Origin of the sequence: Streptococcus sp. HMSC074F05, assembly GCF_001808725.1 — a bacterium.
Lineage (GTDB): Bacteria > Bacillota > Bacilli > Lactobacillales > Streptococcaceae > Streptococcus > Streptococcus parasanguinis_I.
Map to the genome: position 1 here is coordinate 1 of NZ_KV794401.1, position 19,273 is coordinate 19,273.

Genomic DNA, 19,273 nt, shown 5'->3' on the forward strand with positions numbered 1-19,273 from the left:
GTCGGTGGTTCGAGTCCACTCGTGCCCATTTTGGAGAATTACTCAAGAGGCTGAAGAGGACGGTTTGCTAAATCGTTAGGTCGGGTAACTGGCGCGGGGGTTCGAATCCCCCATTCTCCGTATAATTTTGAAGTTTGAGATGATGTCTCAAACTATTTTTTATATTTTTGAAGGTTTTTTCTATGTTCTTGAATCGTTTCTTAAAAGTTTTTAGTTTGGTGTTTGTTTTGACTGTTTCAGGAATTTTATTTCTATTCCCATCTGTTAGAAATGCGATTGTTTCAACTTCTTCTGATCTATTAGCTATTGTTGACAAGGCTGTATCGGTACCATTTGTTGTTGTGGAATCTAAGGCGAAAGATTTAAAGAATTTGTCTGAATTAAATGATGAAAACCGTTCGTTAAAGTCACGTCTTTATGAAAAGGATATTGATCAGTCAAAACTTAACCGTTTGGAATCAGAAAATAGAGAGTTAAAGGATTTGATGTCAATCAAGAATTCTGTATCGGGTTCTAAACAAGTTGTTAGTGAGATTATTGGCCGTAATTATAGTTCTTGGGATCAGGAATTTGTTATTGATAAAGGTAGTTCAGATGGGATTTCTGATTCTATGTTTGTTCTTTCGTCTGGTGGCGTCATTGGTGTGGTAGAAAGTATAGAGAAAAATTCTAGCAAAGTGAAATTATTAGTCGAAGATACTATTTCTTCACAACACCTGACGTTTAAAATTGAGAGTCAAGGTCAATCTATTTTTGCTTTATTAAATGGTTATGACGAGAAGACAGGTGAGTTTCGGTTGTTGCAAATTGGTGATCCAGTTGAAATTAAAAAAGGATCTCTGGTTTCAACAAGTGGTTTAGGAAAATATAAGAGTAGTGACTTACCTCTTGGTACAGTGACTTCTACTCAAAAGGCATCTGATCAGTTAGGGCAAGAAATTCGTGTGAAACCAAAGGCTAATTTAGATGTCAATCGTTATGTACTATTGATTGGAGAGTAGTGTGAAAGTCATACGTAAGTACCATTTTTTCCCTTTAATCTTATTCTTATCTTTATTTGTTGACGGACAGATCTCTTTTCTTATTTCTCGTTTTTGTCCAAACTCCTTTGAACCTACTTCATTTTTATTTCTATATGGTTTTATGTTATTGAGTCTCTATTTCTCTGAGATAGCTAGTATTTGGTGGGGAGTCTTCTTTGGTTTTTGTTTTGATGTGTATTTTTTACACACTCTAGGAATTGCATTCATAGTATTTCCTATACTACAGGTGATTTTTTATCGGTGTAATCAGATTATTTTGGTCAATCGATTGACTCGTTTTTTTACATTTTTATTAACGATTCTATTATTTCAGATTTTAACAAATCTTCTTTTGATTCTTTTTATCGGCATAAAATTTAACTGGATTACACTAATTATTTACCAAATTTTTCCAAGTTTAATTTTGAATGTGCTTCTATTAATAGTATTACAGCCTTTACTTGAAAAGATTTATTTATAAACTCGAAATAAAAATGTAACAATAGCGTAATATAAATTTTTAAAAAATTTGTTATACTAGTTAGTGTCTTATTAGAAAGGGAAAATTTATCTAATGAAGAAAAAATTATTTGCCACAATCTTATTGAGTACAGTTGCTTTATCACAAGGTGCTGTTGTAGCAGGTGTATCAGCTGACTCCACAGATGATAAGATTGCTGCTCAAGATAACAAAATCAATAGTATTAATCAACAACAACAAAGTGCACAAGCTCAGGTAGATCAAATCCAAGGTCAAGTATCTGAAATTAAACAACAACAAGAAAATCTTCAAGCTGAAAATGACCGTTTGAATGAAGAATCTGAACGATTGTCAGCTGAGATCGATGAGTTGTCAAAAAATATTGTTGCTCGTCAAGAATCACTTGCAAATCAAGCACGTAGTGCTCAAACAACTGGGACTGCAACAAGCTATATTAATGCGATTGTTAGCTCTGGATCTTTGACAGAAGCTATCTCACGTATTTCTGCTATGAATGAAATTGCAGATGCTAACAACAAAATGTTGCAAGAGCAAAAACGTGATAAAGAAGACATTGCACAAAAACAAAAAGAAAACAACGACGCTATCAATACTGTTATTGCAAACAAACAGCAATTAGAAGATGATGCGCAAGCTTTGTCAACAAAAGAAGCTGAGTTGAAAGTAGCACAATTGAACTTGGCTGCTGAAAAATCAACTGCTGAAAACGAAAAGAATGCTTTGTTGCAACAAAAAGCGGAAGCTGAAAAAGCAGCAGCAGCAGCGGCAGCAGCTGAAGCAGCTTACCGTGCAAAACAAAAGGAACAACAAGCAGCTGTGAAAGCTTCTGCAAATACTACCCTTCAAGCACAAGTTCAGGCAGCAGCACAAACACCTGCTGCAACACCAGCGGCAGCACAAACTCAAGCAGCACCTCAACCTGCTGTTCAAACTCAAGCAGCGGCTGCACCAGTAGCAACTACTTCTCGTCCAACTTATAGTACATCTGCATCATCTTATCCAGTTGGTGAATGTACATGGGGTGCGAAGACATTGGCTCCATGGGCTGGTGATTACTGGGGTAATGGTGGACAATGGGCAGCAAGTGCAGCAGCAGCAGGATTCCGTACAGGATCTCAACCACAAGTTGGTGCCATTGCATGTTGGAATGATGGTGGATATGGACACGTAGCAGTTGTTACAGCCGTTCAATCTACAACAAGCATCCAAGTTTCTGAGTCTAACTATAATGGTATCCGTAGTATTGGTAACTACCGTGGTTGGTTTAACCCAACAACAGCACAAGGTACTGTTACTTATATCTATCCAAACTAAGAATTACACTGAAGCAGAACATTTGTTCTGCTTCTTTTTTGATAGAATTTAGGTAGGGATAGATTTTGTCATTTCCATAAATTAATATTTGAATATTTGCTTAAAAAGCGATAAAATGATTGCAGGAGAAATTTGTGCTGACTGTACAAGTACAATATGGTTTTAGATTTTACTGGAGGAAATCATGTCATTTTCTGATTTAATGCTCTTTGCTTTGTCGTCAAATCAAGAATTGGCTCAACGTGTGTCTCGCGAAATGGGACTACCGCTTGGAAAGTCAACGGTTCGTCAATTTTCTGATGGAGAAATTCAGGTTAATATTGAAGAATCAATCCGTGGGAAAGATGTTTATATTTTGCAATCCACTAGCTCACCGGTTAATGATAATCTTATGGAAATTTTGATTATGGTAGATGCCTTGAAACGGGCTAGTGCGCAATCTATTAATGTGGTGATGCCGTATTACGGCTATGCTCGTCAAGACCGGAAAGCTCGAGCTCGGGAACCAATCACTTCTAAGTTGGTAGCCAATATGCTTGAGGTTGCTGGAGTTGATCGTCTGTTGACAATTGATTTGCACGCTGCTCAAATTCAAGGCTTCTTTGACATTCCTGTTGACCACTTGATGGGGGCGCCTTTGATCGCAGACTATTTCGAACGTCGCGGGATGATTGGAAAAGACTATGTTGTTGTCAGTCCAGACCATGGTGGTGTGACTCGTGCTCGGAAATTGGCTGAATTTTTGAAGACACCGATTGCGATTATTGATAAACGCCGGAGTGTCGATAAGATGAATACGAGTGAAGTGATGAATATCATTGGGAGTGTTGAAGGTAAGACTTGTATTTTGATTGATGATATGATTGATACAGCTGGTACAATCTGTCATGCGGCGGATGCCCTTGCAGAAGCAGGTGCTGTTGAAGTTTATGCGAGCTGTACTCACCCTGTTTTATCAGGACCAGCGATGGACAACATCCAAAAATCAGCCATTAAGAAGTTGGTGGTGTTGGATACGATTTATCTACCGGAAGATCGATTGATTGATAAGATTGAGCAAATTTCGATTGCGAAACTTCTTGCAGAGGCTATTGTTCGCATTCACGAAAATCGTCCTCTTTCCCCTCTATTTGAAATCGGAAATGCCAAAAAATGTTAACAATAAGGAGGCTGGGTAACTGGTCTCTTTTATTTAGGAGGATATACAAATGGAAATCAGAAAATGGTTGGAAAATCTAAAAAAAGAAAAGAAACGGAAAAAACTGGTTCGAGCAGCTAAAGAACTAGAAGCAAAGGCTGATCCTAGTTTGCCCAAGAAACGATTGCCAAAAAATGGGGTGGTGAAATAATAGTAATTAAGCAAAAACATAATCTATAGAGAATTTTTCGGCATAGATTGAGTCAGTAGTGCATAACAGGAAGATAATGGAGAAGATATACCATTAATTTTTTGTGTATCAATTTCGTAATTTTATCTTTCAAATAGGTCAAAACCTTAAACTTTTTTAAAAAAATTAAAGAAAAAGTCTTGACATGGGAAGAATATCCTAGTATACTAGTCATAGTTACGAAGTAACGAATAATTTTTGAAAAGAAAAAAGGAGATAAAACAATGAAAAAAGTTTTATTATCATCAGTAGCAGCTCTTGCAGTATTTGCAACAGCAGCACCAGCTTTTGCATCAGATCCACGTACTTGGACAGGTTACCCAACTGATAATACAGTTAAACCTGCAGCAGAAACAGATAAAGGCGACAACAACCGTTTTGGTAACACTCCTGATGCTGTTATCGCTGGTAAAACTGAAGCACCAATCACAATTAAAACAGCTGATACAAACAAACACGTTCGTGTAACTGTTCTTGATGGTGGTGGACGCCCAGTTCCAGGTGCAACTATCGACTTCATGTTGAATGGTTTTGCAATCGGTTCTGCTGTAACTGACCAAAGTGGTGATGCTGAAGCTCCACGTTTGTTCAACCAAGGTGATGTTGTAGAATACCGTGTAGGTACTACTGCTAACGACTTTAAAGAACTTGTAACAGCTACTGGTTCAGTAACAGTTACTGCTGATATGTACACTAACGGTTCAGTAACACTTCCATACAAATTGGATGACCGTGCTGCAACAATCAACACAAACTCTAAAGAAGTAAAAGCTTCTGACAACAACCAATCTAAAACAGAAGCTAAAGCAGAAGCTCAAAAATCAGAAGATGCAGCTAAAGCTTCTAAAAATGGTAAAGCAGCTTCAGCTCAAGCTGGTAAAGCTCTTCCAAAAACAAGCGCAGTTAAATAATTTGATTATTAATTAGCTCGTAAAATATCACTGGACCCTCGGGTTCAGTGTTATTTTTTAGAAAAAATCATCAAGAGGAGATCGATCAATGAAAAGAGCTGGGGAAAAAAGTTCAACTAAATTGGGCCTTGTGATTGCTGCTCTTGTTGCAGTTGTTGTTCTTGTTGCTGGATTTATTTTCTTTAATCCATTTGGAGGAACTAAGTCATCTAGCACGGCTAAAAAAACAACTGGAACAAGCTCAACCAAGCAAGAAACTAAATATGAACCAAGCCAAGAAGAAAAAGATTACTTGAAAAATCGTTTTGCTCAGTTAACAGCTGTTAACCCTGAGGCAATTGCTTATGTCTATGCACCGGGTACTGAGTTGGATGAACCTGTTGTACAAACCACTGATAATGAAACTTATTTGAATAAGACGTTTGACGGTGGAAATGAGCCATACATGGGGACAGTCTTCATGGATATGGATAATAAGAAGGACTTCAGTGATCGTTTGACTTGGCTGTTTGGTCATGCTCGTGGTAGTAAGGTCGGCGATCATCGCATGTTTAATGATGTCAACTACTATGACAAACAAGAGTATTTGGACCAACATCCGTATGTTGTGATTGAGACACCAGAGCGGAAATACTACTATGAAGTAATGGGCTTGGTTATTGTCCCTGAGGATACTGCTTTCTACCGTACAAGCTTTAAAGATGATAAAGATTTCACCACTCAGTTGAAGAATATCTATGAGTCAGCTCGTACGAAGAATCCTAATATCAAGATCAAAGCATCTGATAAGTATTTAGTATTGTCAACTTGTCGTGAAGAGGATGAAACGATTCGTTCTAACCTCTACCTTCGTCGAATTCCTGATTCAGAAATGAAGGATTTTGTGGCAAAACATGCAGATCAATTGAAATACGTGGCAACACGTGGTCAACAATAATGTCTTGAAAGACTTAGCAATGCTAAGTCTTTTTTTCATGGAAGGATTTTTGAAATGTCCTTTGGTGGTAAGCAAAAGGTGGGGATCTGGCTTGTTCTTTTGCGATGGGGTCCTATTTATAGTATAATGAATATAAGTGTTTTGGAGGTGTTCTATGGATTTAACGAAACGTTTTAATAAAAATCTGAATCGGATTGAAGTTTCTTTGATTCGTCAGTTTGATCAATCAATTTCTTCCATTCCTGGTGTCTTGCGTTTAACTTTAGGGGAACCGGATTTTACAACTCCTGAACATGTAAAAGAAGCAGGAAAGGCTGCCATTGATGCGAATTTTAGCCATTACACTGGGATGAGTGGTTTATTGGCCTTGCGAGAGGCTGCGAGTCAATTTGTGGCGGATAAGTATGGTATTCACTATCGTCCTGAAGATGAGATATTGGTGACGATTGGTGCAACAGAAGCCCTGTCTGCAACCTTGACAGCAATCTTGGAACCTGGAGATGTAGTCCTTCTCCCAGCACCGGCCTACCCTGGTTATGAACCGATTGTGAATTTGGTTGGGGCGGAGATTATTGAAATTGATACGACAGCAGATCGTTTTGTCTTGACTCCTGAAAAGTTGGAAAAGGCGATTCTAGAGCAGGGTGAAAAATTGAAGGCTGTTATTCTCAATTATCCAGCTAATCCAACGGGTGTCACTTATTCGCGCGAACAGATGGCAGAATTAGCTGCTGTCTTAAAAAAATATGAAGTCTTTGTGATTTGTGATGAAGTCTATTCAGAGCTGACTTATACTGGAGAAGCGCATGTCTCTATGGCCTCCTTTATTCCTGAGCAGACCATTGTTATTAATGGCTTGTCCAAATCTCATGCCATGACAGGCTGGCGGCTTGGCTTTATCTTTGCGCCTGCTGCATTGACGGCCCAACTCATCAAGAGCCATCAGTATTTGGTAACGGCTGCTGGAACCATGAACCAGTATGCTGCGATCGAAGCTTTGACGGAAGGTCGGGATGATGCGGAACCAATGAAGAAGGAATATGTGAAGCGTCGGGATTATATTATCGAACAGATGTCCGCGCTTGGGTTTGAGATTATTAAGCCAGATGGAGCCTTTTATATTTTTGCTAAAATCCCAGCTGGTTATAATCAAGATTCCTTTGCTTTCTTGCAGAATTTTGCGCGTGAAAAAGCAGTTGCTTTCATTCCAGGTGCTGCTTTTGGCCAATATGGTGAAGGCTATGTGCGTTTGTCGTATGCAGCCAGCATGGAGGTTATCAAGGAAGCTATGAAACGCTTGAAGGAGTATATGGAAGAACATGCTGGAGTCAATTGAGACCCGGGGAATTGTCCTGTATAATCGGGAGTTTCGTGAGGATGACAAGCTGGTCAAAATCTTCACAGAGAAGTCAGGGAAGCGGATGTTTTTTGTGAAACATGCGGGAAAATCACGGTTGAATCCCATGTTGCAACCATTGGTAACGGCAGATATGTTATTGAAAATCAATGATGATGGGTTGAGTTATATTGATGATTTTCAAGATGTGCAGGTTTATAAGAAAATCAATGCAGATCTTTTTGCCCTTTCTTATGCGACCTATGTTCTGGCGCTTGCGGATGCAAGTATTCAGGATAATCAGGTGGATCCAGCCCTGTTTGCTTTTTTGGAAAAGACCTTGTCTTTGATGGAAGAGGGACTGGATTATGAGGTTTTGACCAATATTTTTGAGATTCAGATTCTATCACGATTTGGAGTTATCTTGAATCTGCATGAATGTTGTTTCTGTCATCGGGTTGGACTTCCTTTTGATTACTCTTTTCGGTATAGTGGGGTCCTTTGTCCGGATCACTATGATCAGGATGAGAGACGAGCCCACTGGCATCCGAATGTTCTCTATTTATTGGATCAGTTTCAAGCAGTACGATTCAGTGAGTTAGAGACGATCTCCCTACAAGCAGAGATGAAAGCAGCTCTGCGTCAGGCAATTGATCAGTTGTATGAGGAGTATGTAGGGATCCATTTAAAAGCTAAAAAGTTTATCGATTCCTTGAGTGATTGGGGAGCGATTATGAAAGATTCATCTGGAGGTGAAACATGAAAAAAATTGCAGTAGATGCAATGGGGGGCGATAATGCACCTCAAGCCTTGGTTGAAGGCGTGAATCAAGCCATTCGTGATTTTGATGATATTGAGATTGTCTTGTATGGCGATGAGGCAAAAATCAAAGACTATTTAACCGCAACAGAACGTGTATCGATTGTGCATACGGAAGAAAAAATCGATTCAGATGATGAGCCAACGCGGGCCATTCGTCGGAAAAAACAGGCTTCGATGGTCTTAGCTGCCAAGGATGTGAAGAATGGTGAGGTCGATGCCATGCTATCTGCGGGAAATACAGGTGCGCTATTGGCGGCTGGTTTCTTTATCGTTGGCCGCATCAAGGGCGTGGAACGCCCTGGCTTGATGTCGACACTTCCGACGGTTGATGGTCGTGGCTATGATATGCTAGACTTAGGGGCCAATGCGGAAAATACACCAGAGCACTTGCATCAGTATGCTGTGATGGGGTCTTATTATGCTGAAAATGTTCGTGGGATTCAAAAACCACGCGTGGGTCTATTGAACAATGGGACAGAAGCTAGTAAGGGAGATCCTTTGCGCAAGGAAACCTACCAATTGTTATCTGAAGATGAGTCGATTCATTTTGTTGGAAACGTGGAAGCGCGTGACTTGATGGATGGCGTTGCTGATGTCGTTGTGGCGGATGGTTTCACGGGAAACGCTGTCTTGAAAACGATGGAAGGAACGGCTTTTGGGATCTTGAAGCAATTGAAACAAGCAATTGCCACAGGAAACTGGAAGGCGAAATTGGGAGCTTTTCTGCTCAAGGACCGTTTGAAATCATTGAAGCAAACCTTGGATTTCTCAGATGTTGGAGGAGCGGTCTTGTTTGGCCTTCAAGCACCTGTTGTTAAAACGCATGGTTCGAGTGATGCCAAAGCTGTCTATAGCACGATTCGTCAGATTCGGACTATGTTAGAGACAGATGTTGTTGGAAAATCAGTGAAGGAATTATCGAAGGAAGGGTAATGTATGAGTAAACAAAACAAAATTTTAGCTACTATTGAGGAATTTCTCAAAGACCGCAAGGGGCCAGACTTTCAAGTATCTTTGGAATCTGACTTACGTAAGGATTTACAGGCGGATTCTGTTGAATTGATGGAATTTATTATCAATCTTGAGGATGAGTACCAAATTGAGATTCCGGACAAGGCTATTGATGAATTTAACACAGTAGGGGATGTTGTCGACTATATCGAAAAACGAACTGCTGGTCACTAATGAAAAAGGGATCGTTCAGAGATTATTCTGAATGATCTTTTTTTCTGTTCTTTTTATTCGGATTCTGCTTATATTGTACGGAATTTTATTGAAAATACACTTTGTATGTGATAGAATGAAGGTGATAAAATACGAAAGGCGAACAAAGTCATGACCAATCAACTGATTTATACTGGAAAAGCTAAGGATATCTATACTACTGAGGACGAACATGTGATTAAGTCGGTCTATAAGGACCAAGCCACTATGCTGAATGGGGCTCGTAAGGAGACGATTAAGGGAAAAGGTGTGCTAAATAATCAGATTTCGTCTCTTATTTTTGAAAAATTGAATGCTGCGGGAGTAGCTACTCACTTTATCGAACGTATTTCTGATACTGAACAACTCAACAAGAAAGTGAAAATTATTCCTTTGGAGGTTGTTCTTCGTAACGTGACGGCGGGTTCTTTCTCAAAACGGTTTGGAGTTGAAGAAGGTTTGGACTTAAAAACTCCAATCGTTGAATTTTACTATAAAAACGATGAGTTGGATGACCCATTCATCAATGATGAACATGTGAAGTTTTTGGATATTGCTAACGACGAACAAATTACCTATATCAAGGAAGAAACGCGTCGTATCAATGAATTGCTGAAAGATTGGTTTGCACAAATTGGTCTTCGTTTGATTGACTTCAAATTGGAATTCGGTTTTGATAAGGATGGCAAAATAATCTTGGCAGATGAATTTTCACCAGATAACTGCCGCCTTTGGGATGCGGAAGGGCACCATATGGACAAGGATGTTTTCCGTAGGGACTTGGGCAGTTTAACGGATGTATATCAGGTTGTATTGGAGAAATTACAGGGCTTGAAGTAATCTTTTTGAAACGGAAAACCTTCGTCTTTCAAGTAAAAGGACTCAGGCTGAAAAGGTCTACTAGACCTTTTCACTCCGTCGTGACCTTGGTAGCTTGACAGATGTTTATGAAGTTGTATTAGAAAAATTGCAAGGATTGAAGTAGCCTTTTACAAATAGAATACTTGGTCTTCACTACAATCTTTAAGTAGAAATAGATAAAGGAAATAAAATGGATAAACGTATTTTCGTTGAGAAAAAAGCTGATTTTCGTGTGAAATCGGACTCTTTAGTAAAAGAATTACAGCATAATCTTCAGTTGAAAACCTTGAAGGATCTTCGGATTGTTCAGGTTTACGATGTTTTTGGTTTGGCAGAGGACTTGTTTGCGCGTGCGGAAAAACACATCTTCTCTGAGCAAGTGACCGATACTGTTTTGGATGAAGCTGCGGTTAAGGCTGATCTTGAGAAGCATGCTTTCTTTGCGATCGAAAGTTTGCCTGGTCAATTTGACCAACGTGCGGCATCTTCACAAGAAGCTTTGCTTTTGCTTGGTAGTTCAAATGATGTAACGGTGAACACAGCGCAACTGTACTTAGTTAACAAGGATATTGATGCGAATGAGTTGGAAGCTGTCAAAAACTACCTCTTGAACCCAGTGGATTCTCGTTTCAAAGACATCACTGTTGGCATTGCGAAACAGGATTTCTCTGAGTCTGACAAGACCATTCCAAGTTTGAATTTCTTTGAAACTTATACGGCAGAAGATTTTGCACAGTATAAGGCTGAGCAAGGATTGGCCATGGAAGTGGATGACCTTCTTTTCATTCAAGATTACTTCAAGTCTATTGGACGTGTGCCAACTGAGACTGAGTTGAAGGTGTTGGATACTTACTGGTCTGACCACTGCCGTCACACGACTTTCGAGACTGAGTTGAAAAACATCGACTTCTCAGCTTCTAAATTCCAAAAACAATTGCAAGCGACTTATGACAAGTATATTGCCATGCGTGATGAGTTGGGACGTACCGAAAAACCTCAAACCTTGATGGATATGGCGACTATTTTTGGTCGTTATGAGCGTGCCAATGGTCGTTTGGATGACATGGAAGTGTCTGATGAAATCAATGCCTGCTCTGTTGAAATTGAAGTGGATGTCAATGGTGTGAAAGAACCATGGCTTCTCATGTTCAAAAACGAAACTCACAACCACCCAACGGAAATTGAACCATTTGGTGGAGCGGCTACTTGTATCGGTGGTGCCATTCGTGACCCATTGTCAGGTCGTTCCTACGTTTATCAAGCCATGCGTATCTCAGGTGCTGGTGATATCACAGCTCCGATTTCAGCGACTCGCGCTGGTAAATTGCCACAACAAGTGATCTCCAAAACAGCGGCTCATGGTTATTCTTCATATGGTAACCAAATTGGTCTTGCGACAACTTATGTCCGTGAATACTTCCACCCAGGTTTCGTTGCTAAGCGTATGGAGCTAGGTGCTGTTGTCGGTGCGGCTCCTAAGGAAAATGTGGTCCGTGAAAAACCTGAAGCTGGTGATGTGATTATCTTGCTCGGTGGTAAGACTGGACGTGACGGTGTCGGTGGTGCGACAGGTTCTTCTAAAGTTCAAACGGTTGAATCTGTTGAAACAGCTGGTGCTGAAGTTCAAAAAGGGAATGCCATCGAAGAACGTAAGATTCAACGTCTTTTCCGTAATGGTGAAGTAACACGTCTGATCAAGAAATCAAATGACTTTGGTGCTGGTGGTGTCTGTGTGGCCATCGGTGAATTGGCTGATGGACTTGAAATTGATCTGGATAAAGTGCCATTGAAATACCAAGGTTTGAACGGTACAGAAATTGCCATCTCTGAATCTCAAGAACGGATGGCCGTTGTAGTTCGTCCAGAAGATGTAGACGCCTTCGTTGCAGCATGTAATAAAGAAAATATTGATGCTGTGGTTGTTGCAACAGTAACGGAGAAACCAAATCTTGTCATGCACTGGAATGGTGAAACCATCGTTGATTTGGAACGTCGTTTCCTTGATACAAATGGTGTACGTGTGGTTGTAGATGCTAAGGTGGTTGACAAGGATGTCAAGCTTCCAGAAGAACGTCAAACATCTGCCGAAACCCTTGAAGCGGATACGCTTGAAGTCTTGGCTGATCTGAACCATGCTAGTCAAAAAGGGTTACAAACGATCTTTGATAGCTCAGTTGGTCGTTCTACAGTCAATCACCCACTTGGTGGTCGCTACCAAATCACACCAACGGAAGCTTCTGTACAGAAATTGCCAGTTCAACATGGCGTGACAACAACTGCCTCTGTCATGGCGCAAGGCTTCAACCCTCATGTGGCAGAATGGTCTCCATATCATGGTGCTGCCTATGCAGTCATCGAAGCAACAGCTCGTTTGGTTGCTGCTGGTGCCAACTGGTCTAAGGCTCGTTTCTCTTATCAGGAATACTTCGAGCGTATGGATAAACAAGCAGAGCGTTTTGGTCAACCAGTAGCTGCTCTTCTTGGATCCATCGAAGCTCAGATTCAACTTGGTTTACCATCTATCGGTGGTAAAGACTCGATGTCTGGTACCTTTGAAGAATTAACCGTACCACCAACCTTGGTTGCTTTTGGGGTAACAACTGCAGATAGCCGTAAGGTTCTTTCTCCAGAATTCAAAGCTGCTGGTGAAAATATTTACTACATTCCTGGTCAAGCTTTGGCACAAGAAATTGACTTCGATCTTATTAAATCTAACTTTGCTCAATTTGAAGCCATCCAAGCTGACCACAAAGTGACAGCCGCATCAGCTGTTAAATATGGTGGTGTGGTTGAAGCTCTTGCGCTTGCAACATTTGGTAACCATATCGGAGCAAATGTCGAATTAGCGGACCTTGACACTAGCTTGACAGCCCAATTGGGTGGATTCGTCTTCACATCGCCTGAAGAAATTGCAGGTGTTGCTAAGATCGGACAAACAGTAGCTGACTTTACACTTACTGTCAATGGTGTAACGCTTGATGGACACAAACTTGACAGTGCTTTCCAAGGTAAATTGGAAGAAGTTTACCCAACGGAATTTGCACAGGCAACGGAGTTGGAAGAAGTACCAGCTGTGGTATCAGATGCTGTGATCAAAGCTAAAGAAACAGTTGATACACCAGTGGTTTACATCCCAGTATTCCCAGGTACTAACTCTGAGTACGATTCAGCTAAGGCCTTTGAAAAAGAAGGTGCAAAAGTCAACTTGGTACCATTTGTCACACTGAATGAAGAAGCTATTGTCAAGTCTGTTGACACTATGGTTGACAATATCGAAAAAGCTAACATTATCTTCTTTGCAGGTGGCTTCTCAGCAGCGGATGAACCAGATGGATCAGCTAAATTTATCGTTAACATCTTGCTTAATGAAAAAGTACGTGTAGCCATTGATAGCTTCATCGAACGTGGTGGTTTGATTATTGGTATCTGTAACGGATTCCAAGCCCTTGTCAAATCAGGTCTTCTTCCATATGGTAACTTTGAAGATGCAAGTGGCACCAGTCCAACCCTCTTCTACAATGATGCCAACCAACACATGGCTAAGATGGTTGAAACACGTATTGCCAACACCAACTCACCATGGCTTGCCGGAGTAGAAGTTGGTGACATTCATGCTATCCCAGTATCACATGGTGAAGGTAAATTTGTCGTGACAGCTGAGGAGTTTGCAGAGCTTCGCGACAATGGTCAAATCTTTACCCAATATGTTGACTTCGAAGGTAAACCAAGCATGGATTCTAAATACAATCCAAATGGATCTGTGAATGCTATCGAAGGTATCACAAGTAAGAACGGTCAAATTATTGGGAAGATGGGTCACTCAGAACGTTTCGAAGACGGTCTCTTCCAAAATATTCCAGGAAATAAAGACCAACATCTCTTTGCATCAGCGGTTAAATACTTTACTGGAAAATAAAAGGTATACAAAATGACATACGAAGTTAAATCTCTTAATGAAGAATGTGGTATTTTTGGGATCTGGGGACACCCAGATGCTGCAAAACTGACTTATTTCGGATTACACAGTCTTCAACACCGTGGTCAAGAAGGGGCGGGGATCCTTTCGAATGATGCGGGTCAATTAAAACGGTATCGTGATACGGGTCTTCTCTCAGAAGTATTTCGAAATCCTACTAACTTGGATAAGTTGACAGGAACGGGAGCGATTGGCCATGTTCGCTATGCGACAGCTGGGGAAGCTTCGGTGGATAACATCCAGCCCTTCCTCTTTCGCTTTCATGATACGCAGTTTGGACTTGCCCACAACGGGAATTTGACCAATGCCAAGTCCCTCAAACGGGAGTTGGAAAATAACGGGGCGATCTTTAGCTCAACTTCTGATTCAGAAATCTTGGCCCACCTGATTCGTCGGAGCCACAACCCATCCTTCATGGGTAAGGTGAAAGAAGCCTTGAATACGGTGAAAGGTGGATTTGCTTACCTTCTCATGCTGGAAGATAAGCTGATTGCGGCCTTGGATCCAAATGGTTTCCGTCCTCTTTCGATTGGGAAAATGGCCAATGGCGCTATCGTGGTTTCATCTGAAACCTGTGCCTTTGAAGTGGTTGGTGCTGAGTGGATCCGCGATGTGAATCCAGGTGAAGTCGTGATTATCGATGATAATGGTATTACTTACGATAACTATACAACGGACACCCAATTGGCTGTTTGCTCGATGGAGTATATCTACTTTGCTCGCCCAGACTCCAATATCCAAGGGGTCAATGTCCATACAGCCCGTAAACGTATGGGAGCTCAATTGGCACGTGAATTCAAACATGAAGCAGATATTGTGGTCGGTGTACCTAATTCATCACTTAGCGCAGCCATGGGATTTGCGGAAGAATCTGGCCTACCAAATGAAATGGGCTTGATTAAAAACCAATATACCCAACGGACCTTTATTCAACCAACACAAGAACTACGGGAGCAAGGGGTTCGGATGAAGCTCTCTGCCGTATCCGGTGTCGTGAAAGGCAAACGGGTTGTCATGATTGATGATTCTATCGTACGTGGGACAACATCACGTCGGATTGTGAAGTTATTGAAAGAAGCAGGGGCTACAGAAGTCCATGTGGCAATCGCAAGCCCAGCTCTGGCTTATCCATGTTTCTACGGGATCGATATTCAAACACGTAAGGAATTGATTGCTGCCAATCATACAGTAGAGGAAACACGCGATATCATTGGTGCAGATAGCTTGACGTATTTGTCAATCGATGGCTTGATTGATTCTATTGGAATCGATACAGATGCCCCAAATGGCGGTCTTTGTGTGGCTTACTTTGATGGAAAATATCCAACGCCTTTGTATGACTACGAAGAACGCTATGTGGAAAGTTTGAAAGAACATACTTCTTTCTATTAAGAGCAGTGCAAAAGAAAAGGAATGAAACAAATGACAAATAAAAATGCTTATGCTCCACGTCTCACTACTGACTAAAAGCTAAAGCATTTGTCAGTAGACGCTTTGCCCTATTGGACCAAAGCTAGAGACCTGACTAGTATTTTTAGATAAAATAATTGTTTATCTAAAAATACGTCGCACTCTTTCTCAAAAAAAGAAAAGGATTAAAAAATGACAAATAAGAATGCATACGCTCAATCTGGTGTAGACGTTGAAGCGGGTTATGAAGTTGTTGAACGGATCAAAAAACATGTGGCTCGTACGGAACGTGCGGGTGTCATGGGAGCTCTTGGTGGTTTTGGTGGCATGTTTGACCTTTCAAAAACAGGTGTTAAAGAACCTGTTTTGATCTCAGGAACAGATGGTGTTGGAACCAAGCTCATGCTTGCCATCAAGTACGACAAACACGATACGATCGGTCAAGACTGTGTGGCCATGTGTGTTAACGATATCATCGCTGCAGGTGCGGAGCCCCTTTACTTCCTTGACTATATCGCAACTGGTAAAAATGAACCTGCTAAATTAGAGCAAGTCGTTGCTGGTGTTGCAGAAGGTTGTGTGCAGGCTGGTGCAGCCCTTATCGGTGGAGAAACGGCTGAAATGCCTGGTATGTATGGTGAAGATGACTATGATTTGGCTGGGTTTGCTGTCGGTGTTGCAGAAAAATCTCAAATCATTGACGGTTCAAAAGTAGCTGAAGGCGATGTGATTCTTGGCCTTGCTTCAAGCGGTATCCACTCAAATGGTTACTCACTTGTTCGTCGTGTCTTTGCGGATTACACAGGTGAAGAAGTTCTCCCAGAATTGGAAGGGAAGAAACTTAAAGACGTTCTTTTGGAGCCAACTCGTATCTACGTCAAAGCAGCATTACCACTCATCAAAGAAGAATTGGTCAACGGAATTGCCCACATCACAGGTGGTGGTTTCATCGAAAATGTACCACGGATGTTCTCAGATGACTTGGCTGCTGAAATTGACGAAAGCAAAGTCCCAGTTCTTCCAATTTTCAAAGCTCTTGAAAAATATGGCCAAATCAAACATGAAGAAATGTTTGAAATTTTCAACATGGGGATTGGTCTCATGCTTGCAGTGAAACCAGAAAATGTGGAACGTGTCAAAGAACTTCTTGACGAACCTGTTTATGAAATCGGTCGTATTGTGAAGAAAGACGGCGCAAGTGTGGTGATTAAATAATGGCTAAAAGGATTGCTGTATTTGCCTCTGGCAACGGGTCAAACTTTCAGGTGATTGCAGAACAATTTCCGGTAGAGTTTGTCTTTTCAGATCACCGGGATGCCTATGTCTTAGAACGTGCCAAGAACCTTGGTGTGGTGAGTCATGCCTTTGAACTCAAGGAATTTGATAATAAAGCAGCTTATGAAGAAGCGATTGTTCACCTCTTGAATGAACACCAAATTGACTTGGTTTGCTTGGCGGGTTATATGAAAATTGTTGGCCCAACCTTGCTAGCAGCTTATGAAGGCCGTATTATCAATATTCACCCGGCTTATCTCCCTGAATTCCCTGGTGCTCATGGTATTGAGGATGCTTGGAATGCAGGCGTTGCTGAGAGCGGTGTGACCATTCACTGGGTGGATTCTGGTGTGGACACTGGTAAGGTCATCAAACAAGTCCGTGTGCCACGTCTAGAAAGTGATACCCTTGATACTTTCGAAACTCGCATCCACGAAACAGAGTACAAGCTCTATCCAGAAGTCTTGGAACGTTTGGGAGTAGCACGAAAATAAGGAAGCCATTGATTGGAAAGAACATTTTCGACTGTAGCAGATAAAGAACTTTTTAAAAAAGGAAAAGAAAGAAAAAATGACTAAACGCGCACTAATTAGTGTTTCAGACAAAGCGGGTATTGTTGAATTTGCCCAAGAACTCAAAAAACTCGGTTGGGACATCATCTCAACAGGTGGGACTAAAGTTGCCCTTGACAATGCTGGGGTAGATACCATTGCCATCGACGATGTGACTGGTTTCCCAGAAATGATGGACGGTCGTGTGAAGACTCTTCATCCAAATATCCACGGTGGTCTGCTCGCTCGTCGTGACCTCGATAGTCACCTAGAGGCTGCTAAGGACAATAATATCGAGTTGATCGACCTTGTTGTGGTCAACCTTTACCCATTCAAGGAAACGATTCTCAAACCGGACGTGACTTACGCTGACGCGGTGGAGAACATCGATATTGGTGGACCATCTATGCTTCGTTCAGCAGCTAAAAACCACGCTAGCGTAACAGTTGTGGTAGATCCTGCTGACTATGCCGTGGTTTTGGACGAATTGGCAGCCAAGGGCGAAACAAGTTACGAAACTCGCCAAGGGTTGGCAGCGAAAGTCTTCCGCCACACAGCAGCCTATGATGCTTTGATCGCAGAATACTTCACTGCTCAAGTGGGTGAAGAAAAACCTGAAAAACTCACTCTGACTTATGATCTCAAGCAACCAATGCGTTATGGGGAAAACCCTCAACAAGACGCAGACTTCTATCAAAAAGCTTTGCCAACGGATTACTCTATTGCTTCCGCTAAACAGTTGAATGGGAAAGAATTGTCCTTCAACAATATCCGTGATGCGGATGCCGCTATCCGGATCATCCGTGATTTCAAAGACCGTCCAACCGTTGTGGCCTTGAAACACATGAACCCATGTGGGATTGGTCAAGCTGACGACATCGAAACTGCTTGGGACTACGCTTATGAGTCTGACCCAGTATCCATCTTCGGTGGTATCGTCGTTCTCAACCGCGAGGTAGATGCTGCGACAGCTAAGAAGATGCATGGTGTTTTCCTTGAAATCATCATTGCACCAAGCTACACAGACGAAGCGCTTGAAATCTTGACTACCAAGAAGAAAAACTTGCGGATTCTTGAGCTACCATTTGACGCTCAAGATGCTAGTGAAGTGGAAGCAGAATACACTGGTGTTGTTGGTGGTCTCCTCGTTCAAAACCAAGACGTTGTGAAAGAAAGTCCAGCTGACTGGCAAGTGGTTACCAAACGCCAACCAACTGAGACAGAAGCGACAGCTCTTGAGTTTGCTTGGAAAGCTATCAAGTATGTGAAATCAAATGGTATTATCGTGACCAACGACCACATGACACTTGGTGTTGGCCCAGGTCAAACCAACCGTGTGGCTTCAGTCCGCATCGCTATTGACCAAGCCAAAGACCATCTTGATGGTGCTGTTCTTGCTTCAGATGCCTTCTTCCCATTTGCAGATAATGTGGAAGAAATCGCTAAAGCAGGGATTAAAGCGATCATCCAGCCAGGTGGATCAGTTCGTGACCAAGAGTCAATCGAAGCGGCTGATAAATACGGCTTGACCATGATCTTTACAGGAGTCAGACATTTTAGACATTAATCAAAAAGGCTGGGCAAAAAATGTCCAGCCTTTGATGTTTGATAGGAATAACTGCAAGACGCAGTGGTTGATTGCTCAAAGCACTGCTTTGAGGTGGCGGATAGGACTTGCGAAGCAAGTTTCCTAAATCTTTTTTCGCTTTTTAAGCTCCAAAGATAACCTAATGAAGGAAACAAAGTTTCCTTTATCCACAACCTT

The 19,273-nt window shown here is 41.5% G+C and carries 18 protein-coding genes and 1 tRNA gene; 18 read left to right on the top strand and 1 reads right to left on the bottom strand.

The annotated features are described in order from the left end of the window. Positions 1-32 precede the first annotated feature (32 nt). The 18 genes from HMPREF2685_RS00120 (at position 33) to purH (ending at position 19,075) form a co-directional block, all read left to right on the top strand. Positions 33-120: transfer RNA gene (locus HMPREF2685_RS00120), tRNA-Ser, on the top strand. A 62-nt stretch (positions 121-182) separates the two neighbouring features. After that, complete coding sequence (gene mreC, locus HMPREF2685_RS00125; protein WP_070464555.1) at positions 183-1,001, top strand: rod shape-determining protein MreC; 819 nt, start codon at positions 183-185, stop codon at positions 999-1,001. Position 1,002: 1 nt separating this feature from the next. Next, complete coding sequence (gene mreD / locus HMPREF2685_RS00130) at positions 1,003-1,503, top strand: rod shape-determining protein MreD (protein ID WP_049523114.1); 501 nt, start codon at positions 1,003-1,005, stop codon at positions 1,501-1,503. A 93-nt stretch (positions 1,504-1,596) separates the two neighbouring features. Beyond that, positions 1,597-2,838, top strand: a complete 1,242-nt coding sequence (gene pcsB / locus HMPREF2685_RS00135) for a peptidoglycan hydrolase PcsB (RefSeq protein ID WP_070464558.1) — start codon at positions 1,597-1,599, stop codon at positions 2,836-2,838. Positions 2,839-3,022: 184 nt separating this feature from the next. Then, positions 3,023-3,997 (top strand): ribose-phosphate diphosphokinase, encoded by a 975-nt coding sequence (locus tag HMPREF2685_RS00140; RefSeq protein WP_021154183.1) that lies wholly within the window; start codon positions 3,023-3,025, stop codon positions 3,995-3,997. A 49-nt stretch (positions 3,998-4,046) separates the two neighbouring features. Continuing rightward, a complete protein-coding gene (locus HMPREF2685_RS10660; protein ID WP_176744607.1) occupies positions 4,047-4,187 on the top strand; it encodes a hypothetical protein in 141 nt (46 codons plus the stop codon). A gap of 263 nt (positions 4,188-4,450) precedes the next feature. Further along, positions 4,451-5,137 carry an LPKTxAVK-anchored surface protein gene (locus tag HMPREF2685_RS10765; protein ID WP_070464560.1) on the top strand — a complete coding sequence of 229 codons (687 nt, stop codon included), beginning with the start codon at positions 4,451-4,453 and terminating at the stop codon, positions 5,135-5,137. Positions 5,138-5,225: 88 nt separating this feature from the next. Continuing rightward, positions 5,226-6,074 (top strand): class B sortase, LPKTxAVK-specific, encoded by an 849-nt coding sequence (gene srtB / locus HMPREF2685_RS00150; RefSeq protein WP_070464563.1) that lies wholly within the window; start codon positions 5,226-5,228, stop codon positions 6,072-6,074. 154 nt (positions 6,075-6,228) lie between these two features. Beyond that, positions 6,229-7,410 (top strand): pyridoxal phosphate-dependent aminotransferase, encoded by a 1,182-nt coding sequence (locus tag HMPREF2685_RS00155; protein WP_070464565.1) that lies wholly within the window; start codon positions 6,229-6,231, stop codon positions 7,408-7,410. Further along, complete coding sequence (recO, locus tag HMPREF2685_RS00160) at positions 7,394-8,173, top strand: DNA repair protein RecO (protein ID WP_045760082.1); 780 nt, start codon at positions 7,394-7,396, stop codon at positions 8,171-8,173. Before HMPREF2685_RS00155 ends, recO begins: the two co-directional genes overlap by 17 nt. Beyond that, positions 8,170-9,165, top strand: coding sequence for a phosphate acyltransferase PlsX (gene plsX, locus HMPREF2685_RS00165; RefSeq protein ID WP_070464568.1), 996 nt, complete (start codon positions 8,170-8,172; stop codon positions 9,163-9,165). The genes recO and plsX overlap by 4 nt, the downstream gene beginning before the upstream one ends. A 3-nt stretch (positions 9,166-9,168) precedes the next feature. Beyond that, on the top strand, positions 9,169-9,417 hold the full coding sequence (locus HMPREF2685_RS00170) for an acyl carrier protein (RefSeq protein WP_070464570.1): 249 nt from the start codon (positions 9,169-9,171) through the stop codon (positions 9,415-9,417). 150 nt (positions 9,418-9,567) lie between these two features. Further along, a complete protein-coding gene (gene purC / locus HMPREF2685_RS00175) occupies positions 9,568-10,275 on the top strand; it encodes a phosphoribosylaminoimidazolesuccinocarboxamide synthase (RefSeq protein ID WP_045760083.1) in 708 nt (235 codons plus the stop codon). Positions 10,276-10,486: 211 nt separating this feature from the next. Then, positions 10,487-14,212, top strand: a complete 3,726-nt coding sequence (locus tag HMPREF2685_RS00180) for a phosphoribosylformylglycinamidine synthase (RefSeq protein ID WP_070464573.1) — start codon at positions 10,487-10,489, stop codon at positions 14,210-14,212. A gap of 12 nt (positions 14,213-14,224) precedes the next feature. Further along, a complete protein-coding gene (gene purF, locus HMPREF2685_RS00185; protein ID WP_045760085.1) occupies positions 14,225-15,664 on the top strand; it encodes an amidophosphoribosyltransferase in 1,440 nt (479 codons plus the stop codon). A 210-nt stretch (positions 15,665-15,874) separates the two neighbouring features. Then, on the top strand, positions 15,875-16,897 hold the full coding sequence (gene purM, locus HMPREF2685_RS00190; RefSeq protein WP_031574112.1) for a phosphoribosylformylglycinamidine cyclo-ligase: 1,023 nt from the start codon (positions 15,875-15,877) through the stop codon (positions 16,895-16,897). After that, positions 16,897-17,451: a phosphoribosylglycinamide formyltransferase gene (purN, locus tag HMPREF2685_RS00195; RefSeq protein WP_031574111.1), complete on the top strand. Its 555-nt coding sequence runs from the start codon at positions 16,897-16,899 to the stop codon at positions 17,449-17,451. Before purM ends, purN begins: the two co-directional genes overlap by 1 nt. Positions 17,452-17,527: 76 nt before the next feature. Continuing rightward, entirely contained in the window at positions 17,528-19,075 is a 1,548-nt protein-coding gene (purH, locus tag HMPREF2685_RS00200) for a bifunctional phosphoribosylaminoimidazolecarboxamide formyltransferase/IMP cyclohydrolase (protein ID WP_031574110.1), read from the top strand. Here purH and HMPREF2685_RS10740 read toward each other — a convergent pair. Beyond that, on the bottom strand, positions 19,072-19,273 hold a 202-nt coding region (locus HMPREF2685_RS10740; RefSeq protein WP_222560460.1), incomplete at its 5' end, for a hypothetical protein. The genes purH and HMPREF2685_RS10740 overlap by 4 nt on opposite strands.